The following is a 19,972-nucleotide window of genomic DNA, read 5'->3' on the forward strand; positions in this document are numbered from 1 at the left end:
CTAGTGTTGAATTGTTCTAAGAGGAGACGGATGCTGAACAGCAATCATGAATTGCCGGCGCACCGCGCATGACACGCTGCACGCGAAATCGTGGCCCGATATTTCACGATCACGCGATGGCGGGAGCGATCAACTCGTCGAGCTTCCGCTTGAACGCACTGCCGTCCGACAAAGCGCGGAGCGGCGGACGGACGCGCAGCCAACCTGCATCGCCGGTCTGCATCGCGAGGATCGCCTTCAGCGTTGCGACCAGGGAGGGCGTCTTCAGCACGACGTCGATCGCCGCCTGCATGCGCGCCTCGACGTTCTTGCCGTCAACCATAGCCTTGACCAGCTCCGGCGCAATGTTGGCCATGCCGCAGATGGTGCCGGCGCCGCCGGCGGCGATCGCGCGAGTGATATCGGCTTCGTTGCCGACGGTGATAGCGAGCTCGGGCGCGGCGGCACGGAATGCCTGGAACTGCTTGAAGTCGCCGCTGGAGTCCTTCAGACCCGCAACCACTTGGCCGTAGCGCTTGCGCAGGCTTGCGGCGACTGTCGTCGGGATCGCAACGCCCGAGACTTGCGGAATGTGGTAGAGCGAGGCGCGCAGACGATCGTCGGCAACACCGTCGATGATGGCGGCAAAGGCATCCTCGATGCCCTCAGGCGTGACACTCCGATCGAAATAGGGCGGCAGCAGCAACACGTGGCGCAGGCCGAGGCCGAGCACGGCGCGCGTCAGCGCGATACTGTCCGTGATGGCAGGAAAGCCGCCGCCGATTCCGATGCGCTCCGCCGCGACCCCGGCCTTGAGCATCGCTTCGATCGTTGCAATGCGTTCGGCGGCATTGAATGAGGTCCCCTCGCCGGTGGTGCCGAACAGCACGACGCCGTCGACGCCCTTGCTGAACAGCTGCTTGGCGTGAGAGGCGAGCTTGGGGGCGTCCACACTGCCGTCCGTCGCCAGCGGTGTCGCCGACGCCACCCAGAACCCGCGAATCGCCTCGGTCATCACACCACCCTTTGCTGCGGCGCCCGGCCAAGCCGCTGATCTTCAACGATCTTTCGCGCTTGCCGCGGCCTTGTTTTCACTTTAATGTTGCTCTTGTATCTTACATACAACATTGATGCAAATCCTCCGCGCCATGTGCGCGGCAGATCTTGAGGAGGTCTCGCATGGACATGGTGACCCCCACCGGACACCCCGACCAATTGCTCGGCGTGTTGCGCGACAGGCTCGGCACGGCGGCGGTGCTTGTTGGCACCGATGTGCCGGCGCGCAATTGCAACGACTGGAGCGCGAGCCTGCCGCAGACGCCGCGCGCGGTGATCCGCCCCGTCGATGCGCAGGGCGTCGCCGATGCGATTGCGACCTGCCGGCAGGCGCATCTGCCGTTCGTGCCGCAGGGCGGCCTGACCGGCCTGTGCCGCGGCGCTTCGCCTGAAGCTGGCTGGGTCGCGATCTCGCTGGAGCGCATGACGGGCATCGAGGAGATCGATCGCGCCTCGATGACGATGACGGTGAAGGCCGGCACGCCGCTGGAGACGATTCAGAAGGCGGCGGACGAAGCCGGCTTCTTCTTTCCGCTCGATCTCGGCTCGCGCGGCTCCTGCGCGATCGGCGGCAATCTCTCGACCAACGCCGGCGGCAACCGCGTGATCCGTTACGGCATGACGCGCGAGCTGGTGCTTGGTCTCGAAGTGGTGCTGCCGGACGGCACGATCATCACCAGCCTCAACAAGCTGATGAAGAACAATGCAGGCTATGATCTGAAGCATCTGTTCATCGGCTCGGAAGGCACCCTCGGCATCATCACCCGCGTGGTGCTAAAACTGTTCCCGAAGCCGCGCTCGACCATGGCCGCGCTGTGCGCGTTGAAGGATTATGCCGCGGTGATCGCGCTGCTCGACGCGGCGCGCTCAGGGCTCGGCCCGCTGCTGTCCGCCTTCGAGGTGATGTGGCCGGATTATTGGGACGTGATCACGAATCGCGCCGGCGTGAAGCCGCCGGTCGCCCCAAGCCACGGTCTCTACGTGCTGGTGGAAGCGCAGGGCACCGACGAGAGCGTCGATGCGCCGCGCTTCCAGAGCTGGCTCGAGGAGCTGATGGAGCGCGGGCTGCTGGCGGATGCCGCGGTGGCGCAATCGCTGGCGCAGACGCTGAGCTTCTGGCGCGTGCGCGACATCTGCGCCGAGTTCGGCCAGGTGCTGGGGCCGCACATCTCCTACGACATCGGCCTTGCGGTGGCACGGATGGACGAGTTCGTCACACGCTGCAAGGCGGCGCTCGCTGCGGGCATCGAGGGTTGCGAGAGCGTCTATTACGGCCATATCGGCGACGGCAATCTGCATCTCGTCTCCTGGGTCACCGGCCTTTCCGTCGCGCAGCAGCCGAAGGAGGAGATGGACGCGATCATCTACGGTCTGGTCCGCGAGCTCGGCGGCAGCGTCTCCGCCGAGCACGGGATCGGCACCTTGAAGAAGCAATGGCTGGGCCATGCGAGGGGCGAGGCCGAGATCGCGCTGATGCGCACGCTCAAGGCGGCGCTCGACCCCGATCACCTGCTCAATCCCGGGAAGGTGATCTGAACGCACCATGCGATCGCTCAAGCTCGATACGCCGAAATCGCTGTCGCAGCGGGTGATGCTGCGGCTGCGCCAAGCCATCATCGACGGCGAGTTCGCATTAGGCGCTGCCATCTCCGAGGAGATGGTGGCCAATTCCTTCGGCGTCAGCCGCACGCCGGTGCGCGAAGCGATGGGCCAGCTGCAGGCGCAGGGACTCGTGGTGATCCGACCCCAGGTCGGCAGCTTCGTCTTCACGCCGAGTGCGGACGACATCCATGCGCTCTGCACCTTCCGCATTGCGCTCGAGCCCAAGGCCGCCGAGCTCGCCTTCGGCAATGACCGCGACGGCGCGATCGCGTCCATGGGCGCGGCGATCGCGGCGATGGAGCCAGCCGTCGCGGCAAAGGACAACATCGCCTATGGCCGCGCCGACACCGCTTTTCACGAGGCGCTGTTCGCCCATTGCGGCAACCGCTATCTCGCCGAATCCTATCAGCTCGTCTCCGGCCGCGTCGCCGCGCTCCGCACCAATCTGACCTCGCCGATCGACGTGCGCACCCGCACGTCCTTCGACGAGCACCGCAAGCTGCTCGATCTGTTCGCGCGCGGCGAGTTCGCCGCCTTCGAAGGCCTGATGACGATGCACATCACGAATTCGGGAATGGTCTATGCCACGGCGCTGAAGGTGGATTGAGCGCGTTATTGTTTTGAGCATGATCTTTTCGGAAAGCCGCTACGCACTTTTCCGGATCATGCTCTACCGCTCCTCCTTCGATCCCGGCCTGTCCAGAAAATCCAGCGCGGTGTTGATCTGCTCGAGCTGGTGCTCGATTCGGTCGCGATCCTCCACCGATGGCGCCTGTTCGAGCTGTTCCACCAGCTTCTGCTTCCGCATCAGCAAGTTCTCTATGACCGTACCCACGATTCCCCCATCGCCAGAGGCGACGTCACGAGCGCCGAATCGATGGAGGCGCGCGCAACCCGGGCCCGCGTCGAACCCTCCATCTGAATGTTGCTGGGAGCGATTGGTTCCTCCGGCGCCGTGCCGGATCGCACTACTTCTTGGTGATATTCCAGTAGACCGGGACCGCCCCCTTTACGAGGCCGTCAACGTTGCTGCGTACCGCCCGCACCAGATAGAGCTGTGCAGCAGGCCAATACGGCACATAGTCGACGGCGCGGAGCTGGAGGTCGGCTGCGATCTTCTTTTTCTGCTCGGGATCTGTCGCCAACGCGAATTCGTTGCGCAGCTTTTCGATCTGCTCGTCGCAAGGCCAGCCGAACCAGGCCTTGTCGCAGTTTGCGCGCAGCCCAAGGTGGCCGACCGGCTCGAACATGTCGGCGCCCGTCGGTCCCGACATGAACAGCGACCAGCCGCCCTTGTCGACGGTTTCCTTGGACGCGCGGCGTCCAACCAGCGTGCCCCAGTCCATCGCCTGCGGCTCGACCTTGAGGCCGATCTGGCGCATCATCTGCTCGGCGACGAGGCTAAACGTATTCGTCGGTCCGCTCTCGGTCGCGTGCAGCACCACGACCGGCGTACCGTCATAACCGCTGTCGGCGATCAGCTTCTTGGCCTTTTCGATATCGGGCTTGGTCCAGCCGGCAGCCGTGAAATAGGGCGACGAGCACATGTAGAAGCTCGGGCAGCTCTTGTAGAGCTTGGGGTCGCTGACATAGGCTCGCGCGAACTTGTCCTGGTCGATCATGTAGCTGATCGCCTGCCGGACCTTTTGATTGTTGAACGGCGGGGCCGAAATGTTCATGCGGAACACCATCTGCATGCCGAGCGTGTCCTGCGGCATCGTCTTGATGTCGGGATTGCCGGCAAGCGTCGGCAGGAAGTCCGGCGGCACCTCCTCGAAAATGTCGATCTCGCCGGCCTGGAGTGCATTGAGCGCGGTCTGCGCATCCGGGATGTAATGCCATTCGACCCGGTCGACCTTGGCGAGCTTACCGCCGGCAAGGCCGCTCGCCGGCTCCGCGCGCGACTTGTAGGACGGGCTCTTGACGTAAACGACCTTGGAGCCCGGAACCCACTCGTCCTTCTTCATGATGAAAGGACCCGAGCCGGTCGCATCCGTGATGGCGGTGTCCGCCGGCGTCGCAGCGATCCCCTTCGGCATGATGAAGGGCACGTTGGAGCTCGGCTTGGAGAGCGCCTCGATCACCAGCCCCCAAGGACGTTTGAGCTTCAGCTCGAAGGTTTTTTCGTCCTTAACGGTCAGGCTGTCGCTGACGGAGGCAAGCTGTTGCCCAAGGCCGTCACGCTGCCACCAGCGCTTCAGCGAAACGACCGCGTCTTCCGCGGTGACCGGCTGAGCGTTGCTGAAAGTCAGGCCGCCGCGCAGCGTGAAGGAATAGGTGAGTTGATCGCCGCTGACCGCGAAGGACTCCAGCATTTGCGGTTGCGCGACGAGCTTCTCGTCCAGCGAGAACAGCGTGTCGTACACCATATAGCCGTGGTTACGAACCATATAGTCGGACGTGATCACGGGATCGATCTGCTTGAGATCGCCGAAGGGGCGGATCTTGAGCACCGTCTCCGCAACGGCAGGCGATATTGCACCCAGCCAACCTGCCGCCATCATGACCGCAAATATTCCGTTCGGCGATCTCATTTGGTAATCCTCCCGTTTTCTGTTTCTAGGCAACTGCGTCGGGGGCTACTGCCCGGCCCGGACCCGGCGCGTCGAAGCGTGGCAGCGATCCTGCGTGATGACAGGCGACGGCATGGCCGGGCGTGATTTCAGTCATCGCCGGCGCCGCTTGCGCGCAAATGTCCGTCGCGAACGGACAGCGCGTGCGAAAGCGGCATCCGGACGGCAGCGCGGCGGCGCTCGGCACCTCGCCTTCGAGAGCCGCGCGGCGGCGCCGGTTGCGCGGGTGGACCGCAGGCACGGAATCGATCAACGCCCGCGTATACGGATGCACCGGTGCAGCGAACACGGCTTTCGCCGGCCCCTGCTCGACGATGGCGCCGAGATACATCACCGCGACGTCGTCCGCGAGATAGCGCACCACGGCGAGATCATGCGAGATGAACAGATAGGAGATCCCGATCTCGCGCTGCACATCCTTCAGGAGATTCAGGATCTGGGAGCGGATCGACACGTCCAGGGCCGCGACCGCCTCGTCCGCGACGATCAGCGCGGGATCCGCGGCGAGCGCCCGCGCGATGCCGAGGCGCTGCCGCTGTCCGCCCGATAGATGATGCGGCAGACGTGCGCGAAAAAGTTGGGGCAGGCCGACCTGGTCGAACAGACGCGCGACCTTCCGCCGTCGCGACACCGCGTCGCCGATGCCGAAATTCTGCAGGGGCTCTTCGACGATCTCCGCCGCGGTCATGCGCGAGTTGAGGCAGGCGAAGGGATCCTGGAACACCATCTGCACCTGCTGGCGCTTCCTGCGCAGCGTCTCGCCGGAGAGATTGCCGAAGTCCTCGCCATTGATGTGGACGGAGCCGGCCGTCGGTCGCAACAGGCGCACGACCATGCGGCCGATCGTGGTCTTGCCGCAGCCGCTTTCACCAACGAGGCAGAAGGTACGTCCGCGCGCGACGACGAAGCTGACGTCGTCGACGGCGCGAAGATCGCGCCGGCCGAACAATCCGAACGGCCCCTGCCGTGAGGTGAAGATCTGGGTCAGACCTGAGACTTCGAGGACGGCGCTCATGCCGGCACCATCGCGCCGGCCTTGCCCAGCCAGCATGCCGTCAGGTGCTCGTCAGCGCCCGACAACAACGGCGATTCCGAGTGACACACCGGCATCGCCGCGCCGCAGCGCTGGCGAAAGGCGCAGCCCGTGCCGAGCGAGACCGGGCTCGGCACGCTGCCGGGAATCTCGGCGAGACGATCGCGGGTGCCGCTGTTGAGCTGGCCGATCGCCCCAAGCAGGCCGCGCGTATAGGGATGGGCCGCGGCATCGAAGATGCCGTTGACGCCGGCCTGCTCGACGATGCTGCCGGCGTAGAGCACGACGACCCGGTCGGCCATTTCCGCGACGACCCCGAGATCGTGCGTGATCAGGAGCACGGACGTGCCGAACTCGCGACGCAGATCGTCGATCAGGGTCAAGACCTGGGCCTGGATGGTGACGTCGAGCGCGGTGGTCGGCTCGTCGGCGATCAGCAATGCAGGGCGCAGGGCGAGCGCCATCGCGATCATCACGCGCTGCCGCATGCCACCGGAAAGCTGGTGCGGAAATTCGGAGGCCCGCCGCCGCGCATCCGGAATGCGGACGAGATCGAGCAATCCGACCGCCTGCCGCCGCGCGTCCGCCTCGGACACGCCACGATGCTCGACGATGACCTCCGCGATCTGCTCGCCGACCCGCAGGAGCGGATTGAGCGACGTCATCGGCTCCTGAAACACCATGGCGAGACGGTCGCCCCGGAGCTTGCGCAGTTCCTCGGCCCCGAGCGTGACGAGATCGCGCCCCTCGAAGAGGATGCGGCCGGAAGCGACCTGCATGACGCTTCGGTTGAGCAGACCGATGATGGAGAGCGCGGTCAGGCTCTTGCCGCAGCCGCTCTCGCCGACGAGGCACAGCGTTTCACCCGGATCGATCGCAAACGAGACGTTGCGGACGAGCGGCACCGGGGTGCCTCGCGTATTGAGTGTAATGGAGAGGTTCTCGACGGAGAGCAGCGGCGTACTCATCGCATCTCGCCTCCCGCAAAGCTCGGATCGAGCAGGTCGCGAAGCGCATCGCCGAGCAGGTTGGCGGCGAGCACCGTCATCGCCAGCATCAAGGCTGGGAAGCCGAGAATCCACGGCGCGATCTGCAGGAACTGCCGTCCCTCCGACATCATGTTGCCCCAGCTCGGCACGTCGGGCGGCGTGCCCGCACCGAGAAACGACAGGATCGATTCCAGGATCATCGCGGAGGCAAAGACGTAGGTCGACTGCACCATGATCGGCCCGGCAGCGCCGGGCAGGATGTGACGATGCAGGATGGTCACGGTACGCCCGCCGCAAGTGATGGCGGCCTCGACATAGACGCGTTCGCGCAAACTGAGAACGCTGGCGCGCACCACGCGCGCCATGCGGGGAATTTCCGGGAGGCTGATCGCCGTGACGATCACGATGGGCGAAGCGCCAATCAGCGCCACGAGTGCGATCGCGAGCAGGATCGCGGGGATCGCCATCACCGCATCCATCGCGCGCATCACAATCTTGTCGACGCTGCGGAAATAACCGGCGATGACACCGATGCACACGCCGATCAGCGTGGTGAGAACAGCAACGGCAATGCCGACCGACAGCGAAACCCGCGTTCCCACCAGCGCGCGGGCAAACACGGAACGTCCGACTTGATCGGTGCCGAAGGGCTCCGCCAGCGACGGCGGTTGAAGCCGGTTCAGCGGGTCCAGCGCGGCGGGATCCACGGTGATCCACGGGCTCACGACGGCCGTCACGCCAAAGGCGAGCAGCAGAGCGCAACTCAGAGCCAGTATGAGCTGGCGAACCGGCAGGCTCGCGATCTGCGAAAACCGGTTGACACCGATGTCCGGCGCATCGAGCCCTTCTGCTGCGTGGGTCATCGCCATCGGCTCGTCCTGCATCAGTACCGGATCCGCGGATCGACGACAGCGTAGAGAATGTCGACCACGAGATTGACGACGACATAGACGAAGGCGAACAGCAGGATCAGGGCTTGCACCACCGGATAGTCGCGCCGGAGAATGGAGTCTGCGGTCAGCCGGCCGAGGCCGGGAATGGAAAACACGGTCTCGGTAACGACGACGCCGCCAAGCAGCGCGGCAAATCCGATGCCGACGACCGTGATGATCGGGACTGCGGCATTGCTGAGCACGTGCCGTACGATGATTTTGCGGGCCGCGAGCCCCTTGGCATGGGCGGTGCGGACATAATCTTCGCGTAGCACCTCTAGCACCGCAGCGCGCGTCACCCTCGCGATCAAGGCGATATAGAGGAAGCTCAGCGAGATCGCGGGCAGCACGAGCGAATGCAGGCAGGCCAGCACGCCCTGCGACAGCGGCTTATAACCCTGCACCGGAAACCAGTGCAGGCCGAGTGCGAGCGTATAGACCAGCGCGAAAGCGACGACGAAGACCGGCAATGAGAAGCCGAGCACCGCCCCCGCCATGGTCAGGCGCGCGACGAGCCCCCTCGGACGATAGCCGGCGACGAGGCCGAGCGGCACGGCGACGACGACCGCGATCGTGATCGTCATGAGAGAAAGAAGCAGCGTCGGCTCGATCCGCTGCGCGACAAGCTGCGAGACCGGGATGCGGCTGAACAGCGACAGGCCGAAATCGCCGCTCAGGATGCGGCCGGCCCATGCGAGGAAACGCGGCAGCAGCGGCAGATTGAGTCCGAGCGCCTGGCGCACCGCCTCCACCTGTGGCGGCGAGGCGAAGTCACCGGCGATCAGCACGGCGGGATCACCCGGCACGAGGCTGAGCAGCAGAAAGACGAATACCGCGACGGCGAGCAGCACGGGGATGGCCGCGAACAGCCGACCGAGCACGTAGCCGGTCATGCCGAGCGCCTGCAAATGCTGACCGGCGATCGCCGGACGCCATCCAGCCCACGCACCATTGCCTCCCTGGTCCTAGTTAAACGTTTTTCTAATGAAGCACGGAAGCTGGTCTATCGCAACGGTATTTTACTTTTTCTATACGTCTTTTGGCTTGCCTCCAGTCAATCCAAACAATACAAAAACGTTTAACAGGAGAATAGTTGATGTCGGCAGGGCCGTTGCCCACTATCCACGAGGTCGCCCGGCTCGCCGGTGTCTCCGTGGCCACCGTGTCGAAGACGCTCAACCGGTCGGGCAAGGTCAGCGAGCTCCTCCAGGCGCGCGTCAATGCGGCAGCACGCAAGCTCGGCTATGCACCGCATGCCAGCGCCCGCAGCCTGCGCAGCGGCGCCACGCGCATCCTGGGGCTGCTCGTGGCAGACCTCGCCAATCCCTACTTCCTGAAGCTCGTCGAAAGCATCGAGTGGCTGTCGAGCGCGGCAGGCTATTCGGTCATTCTCTGCAACAGTGCCGAAGACCCCGAGCGCGAGGAGCGGCATCTTGCCATGCTGCTGTCGCAGCGCGCCGACGGCGTCATCGTCATCCCGACCCGGCGCGGCTGGAGCGGACGCCAGGCCGCGCTGGCGGACTTGCCGATGCCGGGCATTCTGGTGGACCGACGCATCGAGGGGCTCGACCTCGATTCGGTCACGACCGACAATGTCGCGCTGGGACGGCTCGCGGCCGAACATCTCGACGATCTCGGCCATCGCCGCATCGCCGTGATCATGGGATCGCCCGAGCATCAGATCGCGCGCCACCGCCTCGATGGCCTCAGAAGCGGCCTGGCCTCGCGCGGCACCACCCTCGACGAACGGCTGATCGAGAAGTACAATTTCTCCGAGGCCGCCGGCCATGCCGCCGCAATGCGGCTTCTGCGGCATGCGCAGCGACCGACCGCGATCTTCGCCACCAACAATCATCTTTCGCTTGGACTGCTTCGTGCCATTGCCGAGAGCGGGCTCACCATTCCCGACGACCTCTCCGTCATCGCGGTCGACGAGCCTCCGTGGGCCGGCTTGGTGCGGCCGGGCATGACCATCGTGACGCAGCCATCCGAGGCGATTGCCCAAACCACGGTCTCGACCCTGCTGTCGCGAGTTTCGGAGGGACGTTCCGGCGTCGAGGGAGAGGCGAGATCGATCCAGCTTCAGCCGGCGCTGGTGGTGCGCGGGTCCACCGCCGCGATCCGGACATAGAGATGAGTGATGCGCCCGGCCTTGCGCCTTCCACCGGCATTCTTGCGCTGTCCGCCGTCGACGCCATTGCCGAGATTCGCAAAGGCCATCTGTCGCCGCTCGACGTGGTCGATGCCGCGATCGACAGGATCGAAGCGACGGATGCGGGAATCAACGCGATTCCGGTTCGCTGCTTCGAGGCCGCACGGGGTGAAGCACGGCGGCTTATGGAGAAAAAGGCGGCCGGCGAGGACTGGCCCCTGCTCTGCGGGCTTCCGCTCGCGGTCAAGGACAACACCGATGTCGCAGGCGTGCCGACCAGCGGCGGCAGCGCGCTGACGGCACGCGGCGCCCCCGAGATATCGAATCCCGCGATCGATCGTCTCCAGCGCAATGGCGCCATCGTCGTGGGCAAGAGTAATCTGTCGGAGCTCGGCGGCGCCAACACCACCAACGCGCTGTTCGGCGCGACGCGCAATCCGTTCTTTCCTGCGCTGACCGCGGGCGGCTCCTCCGGCGGATCGGCAGCGGCGCTGGCCGCGCATCAGGTCTATCTCGCCCATGGCAACGATGTCGGCGGCAGCCTGCGCACGCCGGCCGCATTTTGCGGTGTTGCGGGGCTGAGGCCCACACCAGGCCTCGTGCCGAGAAAGCCGCTCTCCGATCCGTTCGACACCGTTTTCGTCGAGGGACCGATGGCGCGGACGATTCCCGATCTTGCCTTGATGCTGGATGCGATGGCCGGCTTCCATCCGCCCGATCTGTTGTCGCGCGAGCATCCCGCATCGTTCCGCAACGCCGCCGCACGACCCGGATGGGCGGGGCGCATAGCGGTGTCCGAGGATCTCGGCTTGCTGCCGGTCGATCACGACATTCGTTCCGCCTTCCGCGGCGCGATCGACCGGCTCCAACCCGCCGGCTGCAGGATGAGCGAGACCGCCCCTGATCTCGCCGGGCTGCCGCGCGTGATCCGCGCGCTACGTGGTCTCGCCTATCTTGCCACCTGGGGCAGACTTTGGCCGCAATCGCGCGCGGCCTTCACGCCCGAGGTGGCAGGCGACATCGCCCATGGTGAAAGCCTCTCCGCAACAGACATCGCGGCCGCGATAGAGCAGCGCGCGGCCATCTACCGGCGCATGCAGGACTTCTTCACCGACATCGACATCCTGATCTGCCCGACCGCGCAGGTCGCGCCCTTTCCGGTCGAGATCATGTGGCCGGCCGAGATCGAGGGGACCGCATCGAAGATCTACATCGACTGGATCATGATCACCTATGTCTGGTCGATCCTCGGCTGCCCTGCGCTGGCGGTGCCCGCCGGCCGCGATGGAGCCGGCATGCCGGTCTCCTTGCAGGTCGTCGGCCCACCGCACAGCGAGGAGCGCCTGATCTCCTTCGCGGCGCGGATCGAGCAGGCGTTTTCCTCGCCATCCTGAGGGAACGGCGATGTCCCGCGGAACCTGATCTTTCACACGCCCGTCGGTTGAATTCATGGCCTCGGAGCCCTATGCGTAGGCGCCATGGACACCCAGATGATCACCGCCGAAAAGCCGCTGATGGCCCAGGCGCGCCCGCGCAAGCCGGCGCCGTTCCTCCCCATGAGCCGCGCCGAGATGAATGCGCTCGGCTGGGACGCCTGCGACATCGTGCTGGTGACCGGGGATGCCTATGTCGACCATCCGAGCTTCGGCATGGCGATCATCGGCCGGCTGCTGGAGGCGCAGGGTTTCCGGGTCGGCATCATCGCGCAGCCGGACTGGCATTCGGCGGAGCCGTTCAGGGCGCTCGGCAAGCCACGAGTGTTCTTCGGCGTCACCGGCGGCAACATGGATTCCATGGTGAACCGCTACACCGCGGATCGACGCATCCGCAGCGACGACGCCTATACGGCGGGCGGCGAAGGCGGCAAGCGGCCGGACCGCTGCACCATCGTCTACGCCCAGCGCTGCCGCGAGGCGTTCAAGGACACCCCGATCGTGCTCGGCGGCATCGAGGCCTCGCTGCGCCGGATCGCACATTACGATTACTGGTCCGACAAGGTGCGCCGCTCCGTACTGGCCGATGCCAAGGCGGACCTGCTGCTCTACGGCAACGCCGAGCGTGCCGTGGTCGAAGTGGCGCACCGGCTCGCCGCTGGCGAAGTGCCGCGCGAGCTCGACGACATCAGGGGCGTGGCGCTGTTCCGCAAGGTCCCCGACGATTACACCGAGCTGCACGCCGACGATCTCGAGTCCGCCGACGAGGGCGCATCGCGCCAGAAAGGCGCGATCGTGATCCGCCTGCCGGCGCTGGAACAGGTCGAGCAGGACAAGGAAGCTTATGCGCGCGCCTCGCGCGTGCTGCACCGGGAGAGCAATCCCGGAAATGCAAGGCCGCTGGTGCAGCGTCATGGCGACCGCGATCTCTGGCTCAACCCGCCGCCGATCCCGCTCACCACGGAAGAGATGGACGCGGTCTACGACCTGCCATATGCGCGTGCGCCGCATCCCTCCTATGGCGACGCCAGGATCCCCGCCTGGGAAATGATAAAATTCTCGGTGACGATCATGCGCGGCTGCTTCGGCGGCTGCACCTTCTGCTCGATCACCGAGCACGAGGGCCGCATCATCCAGAACCGCTCCGAGGGCTCGATCCTGCGCGAGATCGAACGCATCCGCGACAAGACGCCGGGCTTCACCGGCGTCATCTCCGACATCGGCGGCCCCACCGCCAACATGTACCGGATGGCGTGCAAGGACCCGAAGGTCGAGGCGGCATGCCGCCGTCCCTCCTGCGTCTTCCCCGAGATCTGCCCGAACCTCAACACCTCGCATGACGATCTGATCCGGCTCTATCGCAAGGTGCGCGAGACCAAGGGTATCAAGAAGGTGATGGTCGCCTCCGGCGTGCGCTACGACCTCGCGGTGGAGAGTCCCGAATACATCAAGGAGCTCGTCACCCATCACGTCGGCGGTTACCTGAAGATCGCCCCCGAACATACCGAGCGCGGCCCGCTCGACAAGATGATGAAGCCGGGCATCGGCGCCTACAACAAGTTCAAGCGCATGTTCGACGAGGCGGCCGAACGCGCCGGCAAGAAATATTACCTGATCCCCTACTTCATCGCGGCGCATCCGGGCACGACCGACGAGGACATGATGAACCTCGCGCTGTGGCTGAAAAAGAACCGCTACCGCGCCGACCAGGTGCAGACCTTCCTGCCCTCGCCGATGGCGACCGCGACCGCGATGTACCACACCGGCGTCAACCCCTTGCGCGGCGTGCGCCACGGCGGCAGCGACAAGGTCGAGGCGATCAAGGGGCTGCGTCAGCGCCGGCTGCACAAGGCCTTCCTGCGCTATCATGACCCCGACAATTGGCCGCTGCTGCGCGAGGCCCTGATCGAGATGGGCCGCCGCGACCTGATCGGCTCGCAGCCGCATCAGCTCGTGCCTGCGCACCAGCCTCCCGGCACCGGCAAGGCCGCCGGCACCAGGCGGCCAATGCGGCCCGGCGGCAAGACGCAGCGGTTCACGACCAAGGGCCTGCGGGTGATGAAGTAGCGGGCGTAAGCCGGATCTGGCACGGTTTGGTCTGGCGTCTTCGCGTCGGCAAAACGGAAGCTCGAAAACAACCCCATGCACAGTAGCCGGGGGTAGCAAGATCAACGGCTTACGAGCGCGATGAGATCGGCGCGAACATCGACCGCAAATCGAGGCATGATCGGCCCGGGGAAACGGTCAATTTCCGTTTTTGCGAATTGGCTTGATCGTCGGGCAAAACAGGCGTAAGATGCCACCATCGCGGAACGTGGATGAGACGAACCCGTCCTGCTGCTCCGTATCGATAGCTTGAGCTCACCGCGCCGCGCCCGAATTTCACCGGCTTGGCTTGCAGGTTCGCGACGAGCGCCGAAACTCCGCGCTCGGTCTTGTTCTTCTTCATGCGTTTCATCGCCGAAGCAAGCTCCGCGTAACAAAGCCATTAATTAGAAGCGCTCTAACAACTGATCCAAGGCGCGATCGAATCACCGCTGCAAGAATCGAACGCACCAAAGAAGCCGATGCGCGGTTGCCGCTTGCGCAATCGTACTCGTGACAAATCGTCGCGATGATTGCGCAAACGCTGCTGCTGCGCACCAGACTGTAGAAGTTCTAATTTCGCTGCGTTGCTTCTGATGTTTCGAGCCCCTAGCAGACGATCTGCTGAGTAATTGGGGGCGTTGGTGAGTAACATTCAGAACTACAAGAGCCGCCTGCTTGTCGGAGCGGCCGTCGGTACGTTTTCGCTCTGTCTGACGGGCGCCGCGGTGACGGAGAGCAGCGCGCAGAGTTCCGCACCGCAAGCGTTGCCGGCGGTGACGGTCGACGCGACTCAACAGCGCGCGCGCGTCACGCGCAACGCGCAGCCGCGCGGAAGCGTCCAGCGCGCTGCACGCGATGCGCGGAGGCCAGCCGAACAAGCTCCGTCGAATGTTCCGGTCACCACGATGGGAAGCACGCGGACGCTCGGCGCTCCAGCCCCTGCCTATGCCGGAGGTCAGGTTGCGCAGGGTGGAACCCTTGGCCTGCTGGGCAACGTGAGCGTCATGAATACCCCGTTCAGTGTGGTCAACTACACCTCGCAATTGATCGAGGACCAACAGGCACGGACGGCGGCGGATACGCTGATCAACGACTCGTCGGTTCGTGTCACCACCGGGCCCAACGGGTTCGACGACACGTTCCAGATTCGCGGTTTCCCCGTTGCCGCGACAGACGTCGGCTTGAATGGACTTTACGGTCTGGTGTCCTCCAGTCGCGTTCCCGCCCAGATCATCGAGCGCATCGAGTTGCTCAAGGGGCCCGGGGCACTCATCAACGGCATCGCTCCTGGCGGTACGGTCGGCGGCGCCATCAACATCCTCACCAAGCGCGCCGGGGAAATCCCCTTCACGCGTGTGACGCCGTTCTTCATGAGCGCCGGCCATTATGGCCTTCACGTCGAGACCAGTCAGCGCTATGGCGAGAACAAGGAGTGGGGCGTCCGCTTCAACGGCGTCGGCCGCAACGGCGAAGCCACGATCGACAATGGCAATTGGAGGAGTGGTCTCGGCGCGCTGGGTGTCGATTATCGCGGCGAGCGCCTGCGCTGGACCGTCGATGCGATCTCGCAGAACGACGATACCGAGAACTTCCGTCCGCAGATTGGCATTCGAACGACGGTACCGTTCATTCCGGCTCCACCGGACCCGCGCAGCACCTGGTATCCAGGCACATTGCTGAAGCAGCGGGACAATACCATTGCCACGGCGCTCGAGTATGACCTGTCCCAGTCGATCACGGCGTATGCAGGCATCGGTTACCGCGACGGCGAGATCTATCAGACATTCCCCGACTCCCGCGTCACCGGTTTCCCGAGCGGTGCGGACGCCTTCGGTAATTTCCGGCTGATCAACGCCTACTACGATTCCTACAGCAAGACGACGAGCGGCAATGCCGGCATTCGGTCGCGCTTCGATGTGGGTCCGGTCACGCACAGGGTGAACTTCGCCTTTACCGGCTACTACCAGGAAAACGGCAACGCCTACGTGGCCAACACTCCGGCACAGTCGGTACCCTCGAACATCTACAATCCGGCCCCGCTGCCGGTGGTCACCGGCGCGCGTCTTCCGCCCCGGCTGGCCAACGAGATCCTGCTGCGCAGCTTTGCGCTCGCGGACACGATGTCGGTGCTGGATGAGAGGGTCCTGCTCACGCTCGGTGCCCGCCATCAGCGTGTGGAGCAGGATGCCTTCAGCACCACGACGGGCCTCAAGATGAGCGACTATGGCGCGGAGGCCGTGACGCCTCTGGCCGGTCTCGTCGTCAAGCCGCTGCAGAACGTGTCGCTCTACGCGAACTACGCCGAAGGGCTCAGCCAAGGTGTCATCGTTCCCGCCGGCTTTGCAAATACCGGGTCGATCCTGGCGCCCTACAAGTCCAAGCAGCAGGAAGCCGGCGTCAAGGTGGACTGGGGCACCATCACCACGACGGCAGCGGTGTTCCAGATTGCACGGCCGAGCCTGGTCACCACTGCCGGGAACGCCCGCGCCTACGACGGCGAACAGCGCAACCGCGGCCTCGAACTCTCGGCTTATGGTCTTCTGCTGCCCGGCCTGCGCGGCATGGCGGGCGTTACGTTCCTGCGTCCGGAGCTGACCAATCCGGCCACGGCCTCGGAGCGCGGCAACGATGCCGCCGGTGTTCCGAACGTGACATTCTCGGGTGCCCTCGACTGGGATGCACCGTGGGTGACAGGCCTTTCGTTCAACGGGCGCGTGATCCACACGGGCGGCTCCTACCTGACGAATGCCAACCTGGAGTGGCAGCGCTTCCCCAGCTGGACTCGCTATGACATCGGTGCGCGTTACGCGACCGTCCTTAACGGCCGTCCGGTGACGTTCCGTGCCAATGTCGAAAACCTGTTCGACAAGCGATACTGGCTGACCAGCGGCGGTTTCCAAACCGTTGGCGCCGGCCGCACCTTCCTGCTGTCGGCGGCGTTCGATCTCTGATCGAACATCCCCGATGGCCGCAGCAAGGTCATTCGCGATGGATGATCTCCAGCTGTGCCGAGCGTCTTAACATCGTCGGATCGCCGGGGCCTCGCGCGCCGGCGATTTCACGTCACATACGGATTGTGTTTCGAGGAGTCTGTCATGATCAGGAGTTTTGCCGTCGTGATTTCCCTGCTTGCCGCAGTCTTGCCGGCGCAGGCGCACCAGATCTGGATCGAGCAGGCCGACGGCCAGAACGCGATCGTTCGCTTCGGCGAATTCGGCGAGAACCTTCGCGAGGTCTCGCCGGGCCTTCTGGACAAGCTCGGCAAGGTGACGGGCACGCTGATCTCGGCCAAGGGTGAGTCCAAGGGTGAGCAGAAGTCCGATGCGACCAAGAGCGGTGACGGCTTCAGGCTGCCGTTCTCGGCCGCCGCAGGCGACACCATCGTGGCGGAGGACGCCAGCTATCCGCTCTACGTCCGGAAACAGCCGGGCAAGGACGTCAACAATTGGTTCTATCCGGCGGCCCGCTACATCACCAGCTTTGCCGCGCAGCAGCCGAAACTGGTGTTCGATCTCGTGCCGACCGGCCAAGAAGGCCAGTTCAAGCTCGTCTTCAAGGACCAGCCCAAGGCCAAGACCAAGGTCACGCTGGTGACGGAGTCGGGCTGGCAGAAGGACGCCCACACCGACGAGCAGGGCCACGTGACGTTCGATATGCCGTGGAAGGGCGTCTATGTGGTCGAGGTCAGCTTCAACGACCACAATGGCGGCGAACGCGCCGGGACGAACGGCACCGAAAAGTACGATGCGGTAAGCTATTCCACGACCGTCACCTTCGTGAACGCCAAAGGCCTGGCGCCGATTCCGGCCGGGCCACCGGCAACACCCGCTAAATGAACGCGCTGATCCGACAGGTCTGGGCGACGGGGCCGCTGATTTCCCGCATCATTGCGGCGGTGTTCGGCGGCTATGCATTGGCAGCGCTTGCGAGCGTGGCTGTGCTGGCATTGCCCATGAGCAAGCCGCAGGCGGTGCTCACGGGCATGCTGGCCAGCTTTGCCATTTACGCAGCTGCCGTGATCTGGGTCTTTGCCGTACGCAGTGCGTGGAAGTCATGGGCGGGCTTGATCGTCGCGGCCGCGGTGCTGACACCGCTGGCCTGGTCCGTTGGCTGAGGGCCGGCGCGTGAAAGCCGACAAGGAGACACAGAGGGCGGGCCGCGGTATCCGCCAAAGCATGTCCGGTCTGCACACCTGGGCGGGGCTGCTGCTCGGCTGGGTGCTCTACGCCATGTTCCTCACGGGCACGGTGTCCTACTTCAAGGACGAGCTTTCGCAATGGACGCGGCCGGAATTGGCGCGACTGTCGCAAGTTCCTGATCAGGCCGCAGTGGCGCAGCGGATCGCCGATGAACTCGGCAACGTTGCCGCCGGAAGTTCGCAGTGGAGCATCCGACTGCCGGACGGCCGCAACAACAGCGTCTATGCGTTCTGGCGGACGCGTGGCCAGGGCCAGCGCGCGTTCGGCGAAGCCAATTTCGACCCAGCGACGGGTCACAAAATCTCCTCGCGTGAGACGCTGGGCGGCGAGTTCTTCTTCCGCTTCCACTTCCAGCTTCACTACATGCCCGTGGTGTGGGGACGATGGATCGCCGGCATCGCCGCGATGTTCATGCTCGTCGCCATCATCAGCGGCGTCATCACCCACAAGAAGATCTTCGTCGATTTCTTCACCTTCCGCTGGAGCAAAGGCCAGCGCTCGTGGCTGGAGGCTCACAACGCGCTGTCGGTCTTCGGATTGCCGTTCCATTTCATGATCACCTACACCGGCCTCGTGACGCTGATGGCGCTCTATATGCCATGGGGCGAGAACGCGGCCTTCAAGACGCCGGCCGAGCGCCAGCAGATGACGAGCGAGCTCAGCGTCTTTATTCAGCCCGGCAAGCCCAGCGGACAAAGCGCTCCTCTGGCATCGGTCGAAGACATGGTGCGGCAGGCGCAGGAGCGCTGGGGCAAGGGCAATGTCGGACGCGTGACCTTCGTTCATCCCGGCGACGCGGCCGCACGTGTGGCGGTGGCACGCGGAGAGGCTGGCCGTGTTTCGATGAGCCCGCAATATATGGAGTTCGAAGGCACCACCGGCAAACTGCTGAACGTCCGCGACAGCGTCGGCGCCGCCGCCGAAACCCGGGGTGTACTCTATGCGCTCCATCTCGGGCGCTTCAGCGACACCCAAACGCGATGGCTGTATTTTCTCGTCAGCTTCATGGGCACGGCCATGGTGGGCACTGGCCTCGTGATGTGGACCGTCAAGCGGCGCAGCCGGCTGCGCGATCCGGAGCGCCCGCATTTCGGCTTCCGTCTCGTCGAGCGCCTGAACATCGCGAGCATTGCCGGCCTGTCGATCGCGATGACGGCGTTCCTGTGGGCCAACCGCCTTCTGCCGCACCCGATGGAAGCCCGCGCCGACTGGGAGATCCATGCATTCTTCGCGGTCTGGGCTCTGACGCTGCTCCACGCCCTGCTGCGTCCGGCCAAGGCGGCCTGGATCGAGCAATTATGGACGGCGGCTGCGCTGCTCTTCCTGTTGCCCGTCCTCAACGCGCTGACGACGCAGCGGCCGCTGTGGCACAGCCTGGCGCAAGGCGACTGGGTGTTCGCCGGCATCGACGTGACGTGCTGGGCACTCGCACTGCTCCATGTTGTTCTGGCTGTTCGCACTGCCCGGACCCGATCCATCGTGCAATCGAGGCGCATGCAGCAGGTGCCGGTCGCCATTGCTTCCAGCGGTGCGGCGGAATGATCCATCTGCTTGCCCTTGGGCTGTGTCTGGCGGGCTTTGCTGCGCTGGCTTTCGCCACGCACCGCCAGCAGCGCGATATTTTCGGCACAGCGCTGCCGCGGGTGACGACCTATGGACTTCGGGCCGTCGGTGCAGGGGTGCTGCTGCTGGCGCTCGGCATCCTCGTGGCCGCAAAGAGCTGGAGCATGGGCCTCGTGATGTTCAGCGGTCACACCACGATGGCTGCCGCCATCGTGTTTTGTGCGCTGATCGGGTGGGGGAGACTGGCTGCACGCACGCCGCGACGTGGACGGAATGATGCTCGCGTCCGCTCCGTCACTCGACGTTGAAGGTATTCGTTTCGTGACCCAGCTGGCCAGAAACGGTCGTGGATGCGGCAAATAGATGGTCGTGA

18 protein-coding genes are annotated in these 19,972 nt (G+C 64.8%); 10 read left to right on the forward strand and 8 right to left on the reverse strand.

Features of this window, described 5'->3' with window-relative positions:
- Positions 1 to 109: 109 nt before the first annotated feature.
- The gene (locus tag ACVWYQ_RS19680) at positions 110 to 994 is read right to left on the reverse strand and encodes a dihydrodipicolinate synthase family protein (RefSeq protein WP_404544221.1); all 885 of its coding nucleotides are present in this window, start codon (positions 992 to 994) and stop codon (positions 110 to 112) included.
- A gap of 164 nt (positions 995 to 1,158) precedes the next feature.
- Here ACVWYQ_RS19680 and ACVWYQ_RS19685 point away from each other — a divergent pair, with 164 nt between their 5' ends.
- Both ACVWYQ_RS19685 and ACVWYQ_RS19690 read left to right on the forward strand, forming a co-directional pair.
- Positions 1,159 to 2,571, forward strand: a complete 1,413-nt coding sequence (locus tag ACVWYQ_RS19685; protein ID WP_404653924.1) for an FAD-binding oxidoreductase — start codon at positions 1,159 to 1,161, stop codon at positions 2,569 to 2,571.
- Between the two features lie 7 nt (positions 2,572 to 2,578).
- A complete protein-coding gene (locus ACVWYQ_RS19690) occupies positions 2,579 to 3,244 on the forward strand; it encodes a GntR family transcriptional regulator (protein ID WP_456726288.1) in 666 nt (221 codons plus the stop codon).
- A 63-nt stretch (positions 3,245 to 3,307) separates the two neighbouring features.
- On the opposite strand, the gene ACVWYQ_RS19695 is transcribed toward ACVWYQ_RS19690, so the two are convergent.
- The 6 genes from ACVWYQ_RS19695 to ACVWYQ_RS19720 all read right to left on the reverse strand — a co-directional run bounded on the left by ACVWYQ_RS19695 (position 3,308) and on the right by ACVWYQ_RS19720 (position 9,057).
- Entirely contained in the window at positions 3,308 to 3,445 is a 138-nt protein-coding gene (locus tag ACVWYQ_RS19695) for a hypothetical protein (protein ID WP_162130853.1), read from the reverse strand.
- 160 nt (positions 3,446 to 3,605) lie between these two features.
- Positions 3,606 to 5,171, reverse strand: a complete 1,566-nt coding sequence (locus ACVWYQ_RS19700; protein WP_271539361.1) for an ABC transporter substrate-binding protein — start codon at positions 5,169 to 5,171, stop codon at positions 3,606 to 3,608.
- 25 nt (positions 5,172 to 5,196) lie between these two features.
- Positions 5,197 to 6,225 carry an ABC transporter ATP-binding protein gene (locus ACVWYQ_RS19705; RefSeq protein WP_404544226.1) on the reverse strand — a complete coding sequence of 343 codons (1,029 nt, stop codon included), beginning with the start codon at positions 6,223 to 6,225 and terminating at the stop codon, positions 5,197 to 5,199.
- Positions 6,222 to 7,211 carry an ABC transporter ATP-binding protein gene (locus ACVWYQ_RS19710; RefSeq protein ID WP_404544228.1) on the reverse strand — a complete coding sequence of 330 codons (990 nt, stop codon included), beginning with the start codon at positions 7,209 to 7,211 and terminating at the stop codon, positions 6,222 to 6,224. The genes ACVWYQ_RS19705 and ACVWYQ_RS19710 overlap by 4 nt, the downstream gene beginning before the upstream one ends.
- A complete protein-coding gene (locus ACVWYQ_RS19715) occupies positions 7,208 to 8,095 on the reverse strand; it encodes an ABC transporter permease (RefSeq protein WP_456726289.1) in 888 nt (295 codons plus the stop codon). The genes ACVWYQ_RS19710 and ACVWYQ_RS19715 overlap by 4 nt, the downstream gene beginning before the upstream one ends.
- Positions 8,096 to 8,115: 20 nt before the next feature.
- The gene (locus tag ACVWYQ_RS19720) at positions 8,116 to 9,057 is read right to left on the reverse strand and encodes an ABC transporter permease (protein WP_456726290.1); all 942 of its coding nucleotides are present in this window, start codon (positions 9,055 to 9,057) and stop codon (positions 8,116 to 8,118) included.
- A gap of 203 nt (positions 9,058 to 9,260) precedes the next feature.
- Between ACVWYQ_RS19720 and ACVWYQ_RS19725 the strand changes: the two genes are divergently transcribed.
- The 3 genes from ACVWYQ_RS19725 to ACVWYQ_RS19735 all read left to right on the forward strand — a co-directional run bounded on the left by ACVWYQ_RS19725 (position 9,261) and on the right by ACVWYQ_RS19735 (position 13,816).
- Positions 9,261 to 10,295 (forward strand): LacI family DNA-binding transcriptional regulator, encoded by a 1,035-nt coding sequence (locus ACVWYQ_RS19725; RefSeq protein ID WP_456726291.1) that lies wholly within the window; start codon positions 9,261 to 9,263, stop codon positions 10,293 to 10,295.
- Between the two features lie 2 nt (positions 10,296 to 10,297).
- Positions 10,298 to 11,710 carry an amidase gene (locus ACVWYQ_RS19730; protein WP_404544236.1) on the forward strand — a complete coding sequence of 471 codons (1,413 nt, stop codon included), beginning with the start codon at positions 10,298 to 10,300 and terminating at the stop codon, positions 11,708 to 11,710.
- A gap of 84 nt (positions 11,711 to 11,794) precedes the next feature.
- Positions 11,795 to 13,816, forward strand: a complete 2,022-nt coding sequence (locus ACVWYQ_RS19735; protein WP_404544239.1) for a YgiQ family radical SAM protein — start codon at positions 11,795 to 11,797, stop codon at positions 13,814 to 13,816.
- Between the two features lie 109 nt (positions 13,817 to 13,925).
- On the opposite strand, the gene ACVWYQ_RS19740 is transcribed toward ACVWYQ_RS19735, so the two are convergent.
- The gene (locus ACVWYQ_RS19740; protein WP_456726292.1) at positions 13,926 to 14,198 is read right to left on the reverse strand and encodes a hypothetical protein; all 273 of its coding nucleotides are present in this window, start codon (positions 14,196 to 14,198) and stop codon (positions 13,926 to 13,928) included.
- Between the two features lie 280 nt (positions 14,199 to 14,478).
- Here ACVWYQ_RS19740 and ACVWYQ_RS19745 point away from each other — a divergent pair, with 280 nt between their 5' ends.
- From ACVWYQ_RS19745 to ACVWYQ_RS19765, 5 genes are all read left to right on the forward strand, one after another.
- The gene (locus ACVWYQ_RS19745; RefSeq protein WP_456726293.1) at positions 14,479 to 16,788 is read left to right on the forward strand and encodes a TonB-dependent receptor; all 2,310 of its coding nucleotides are present in this window, start codon (positions 14,479 to 14,481) and stop codon (positions 16,786 to 16,788) included.
- A 144-nt stretch (positions 16,789 to 16,932) separates the two neighbouring features.
- Positions 16,933 to 17,673, forward strand: coding sequence for a cobalt ABC transporter substrate-binding protein (locus ACVWYQ_RS19750; RefSeq protein ID WP_404544244.1), 741 nt, complete (start codon positions 16,933 to 16,935; stop codon positions 17,671 to 17,673).
- A complete protein-coding gene (locus tag ACVWYQ_RS19755; RefSeq protein WP_157283323.1) occupies positions 17,670 to 17,951 on the forward strand; it encodes a DUF3649 domain-containing protein in 282 nt (93 codons plus the stop codon). Before ACVWYQ_RS19750 ends, ACVWYQ_RS19755 begins: the two co-directional genes overlap by 4 nt.
- 61 nt (positions 17,952 to 18,012) lie before the next feature.
- Positions 18,013 to 19,578 carry a PepSY-associated TM helix domain-containing protein gene (locus ACVWYQ_RS19760; protein ID WP_456727197.1) on the forward strand — a complete coding sequence of 522 codons (1,566 nt, stop codon included), beginning with the start codon at positions 18,013 to 18,015 and terminating at the stop codon, positions 19,576 to 19,578.
- Positions 19,575 to 19,907: a DUF3325 family protein gene (locus tag ACVWYQ_RS19765; protein WP_157283325.1), complete on the forward strand. Its 333-nt coding sequence runs from the start codon at positions 19,575 to 19,577 to the stop codon at positions 19,905 to 19,907. Before ACVWYQ_RS19760 ends, ACVWYQ_RS19765 begins: the two co-directional genes overlap by 4 nt.
- Positions 19,908 to 19,972 lie beyond the last annotated feature (65 nt).

It is taken from the genome of Bradyrhizobium sp. USDA 3397 (assembly GCF_054060965.1).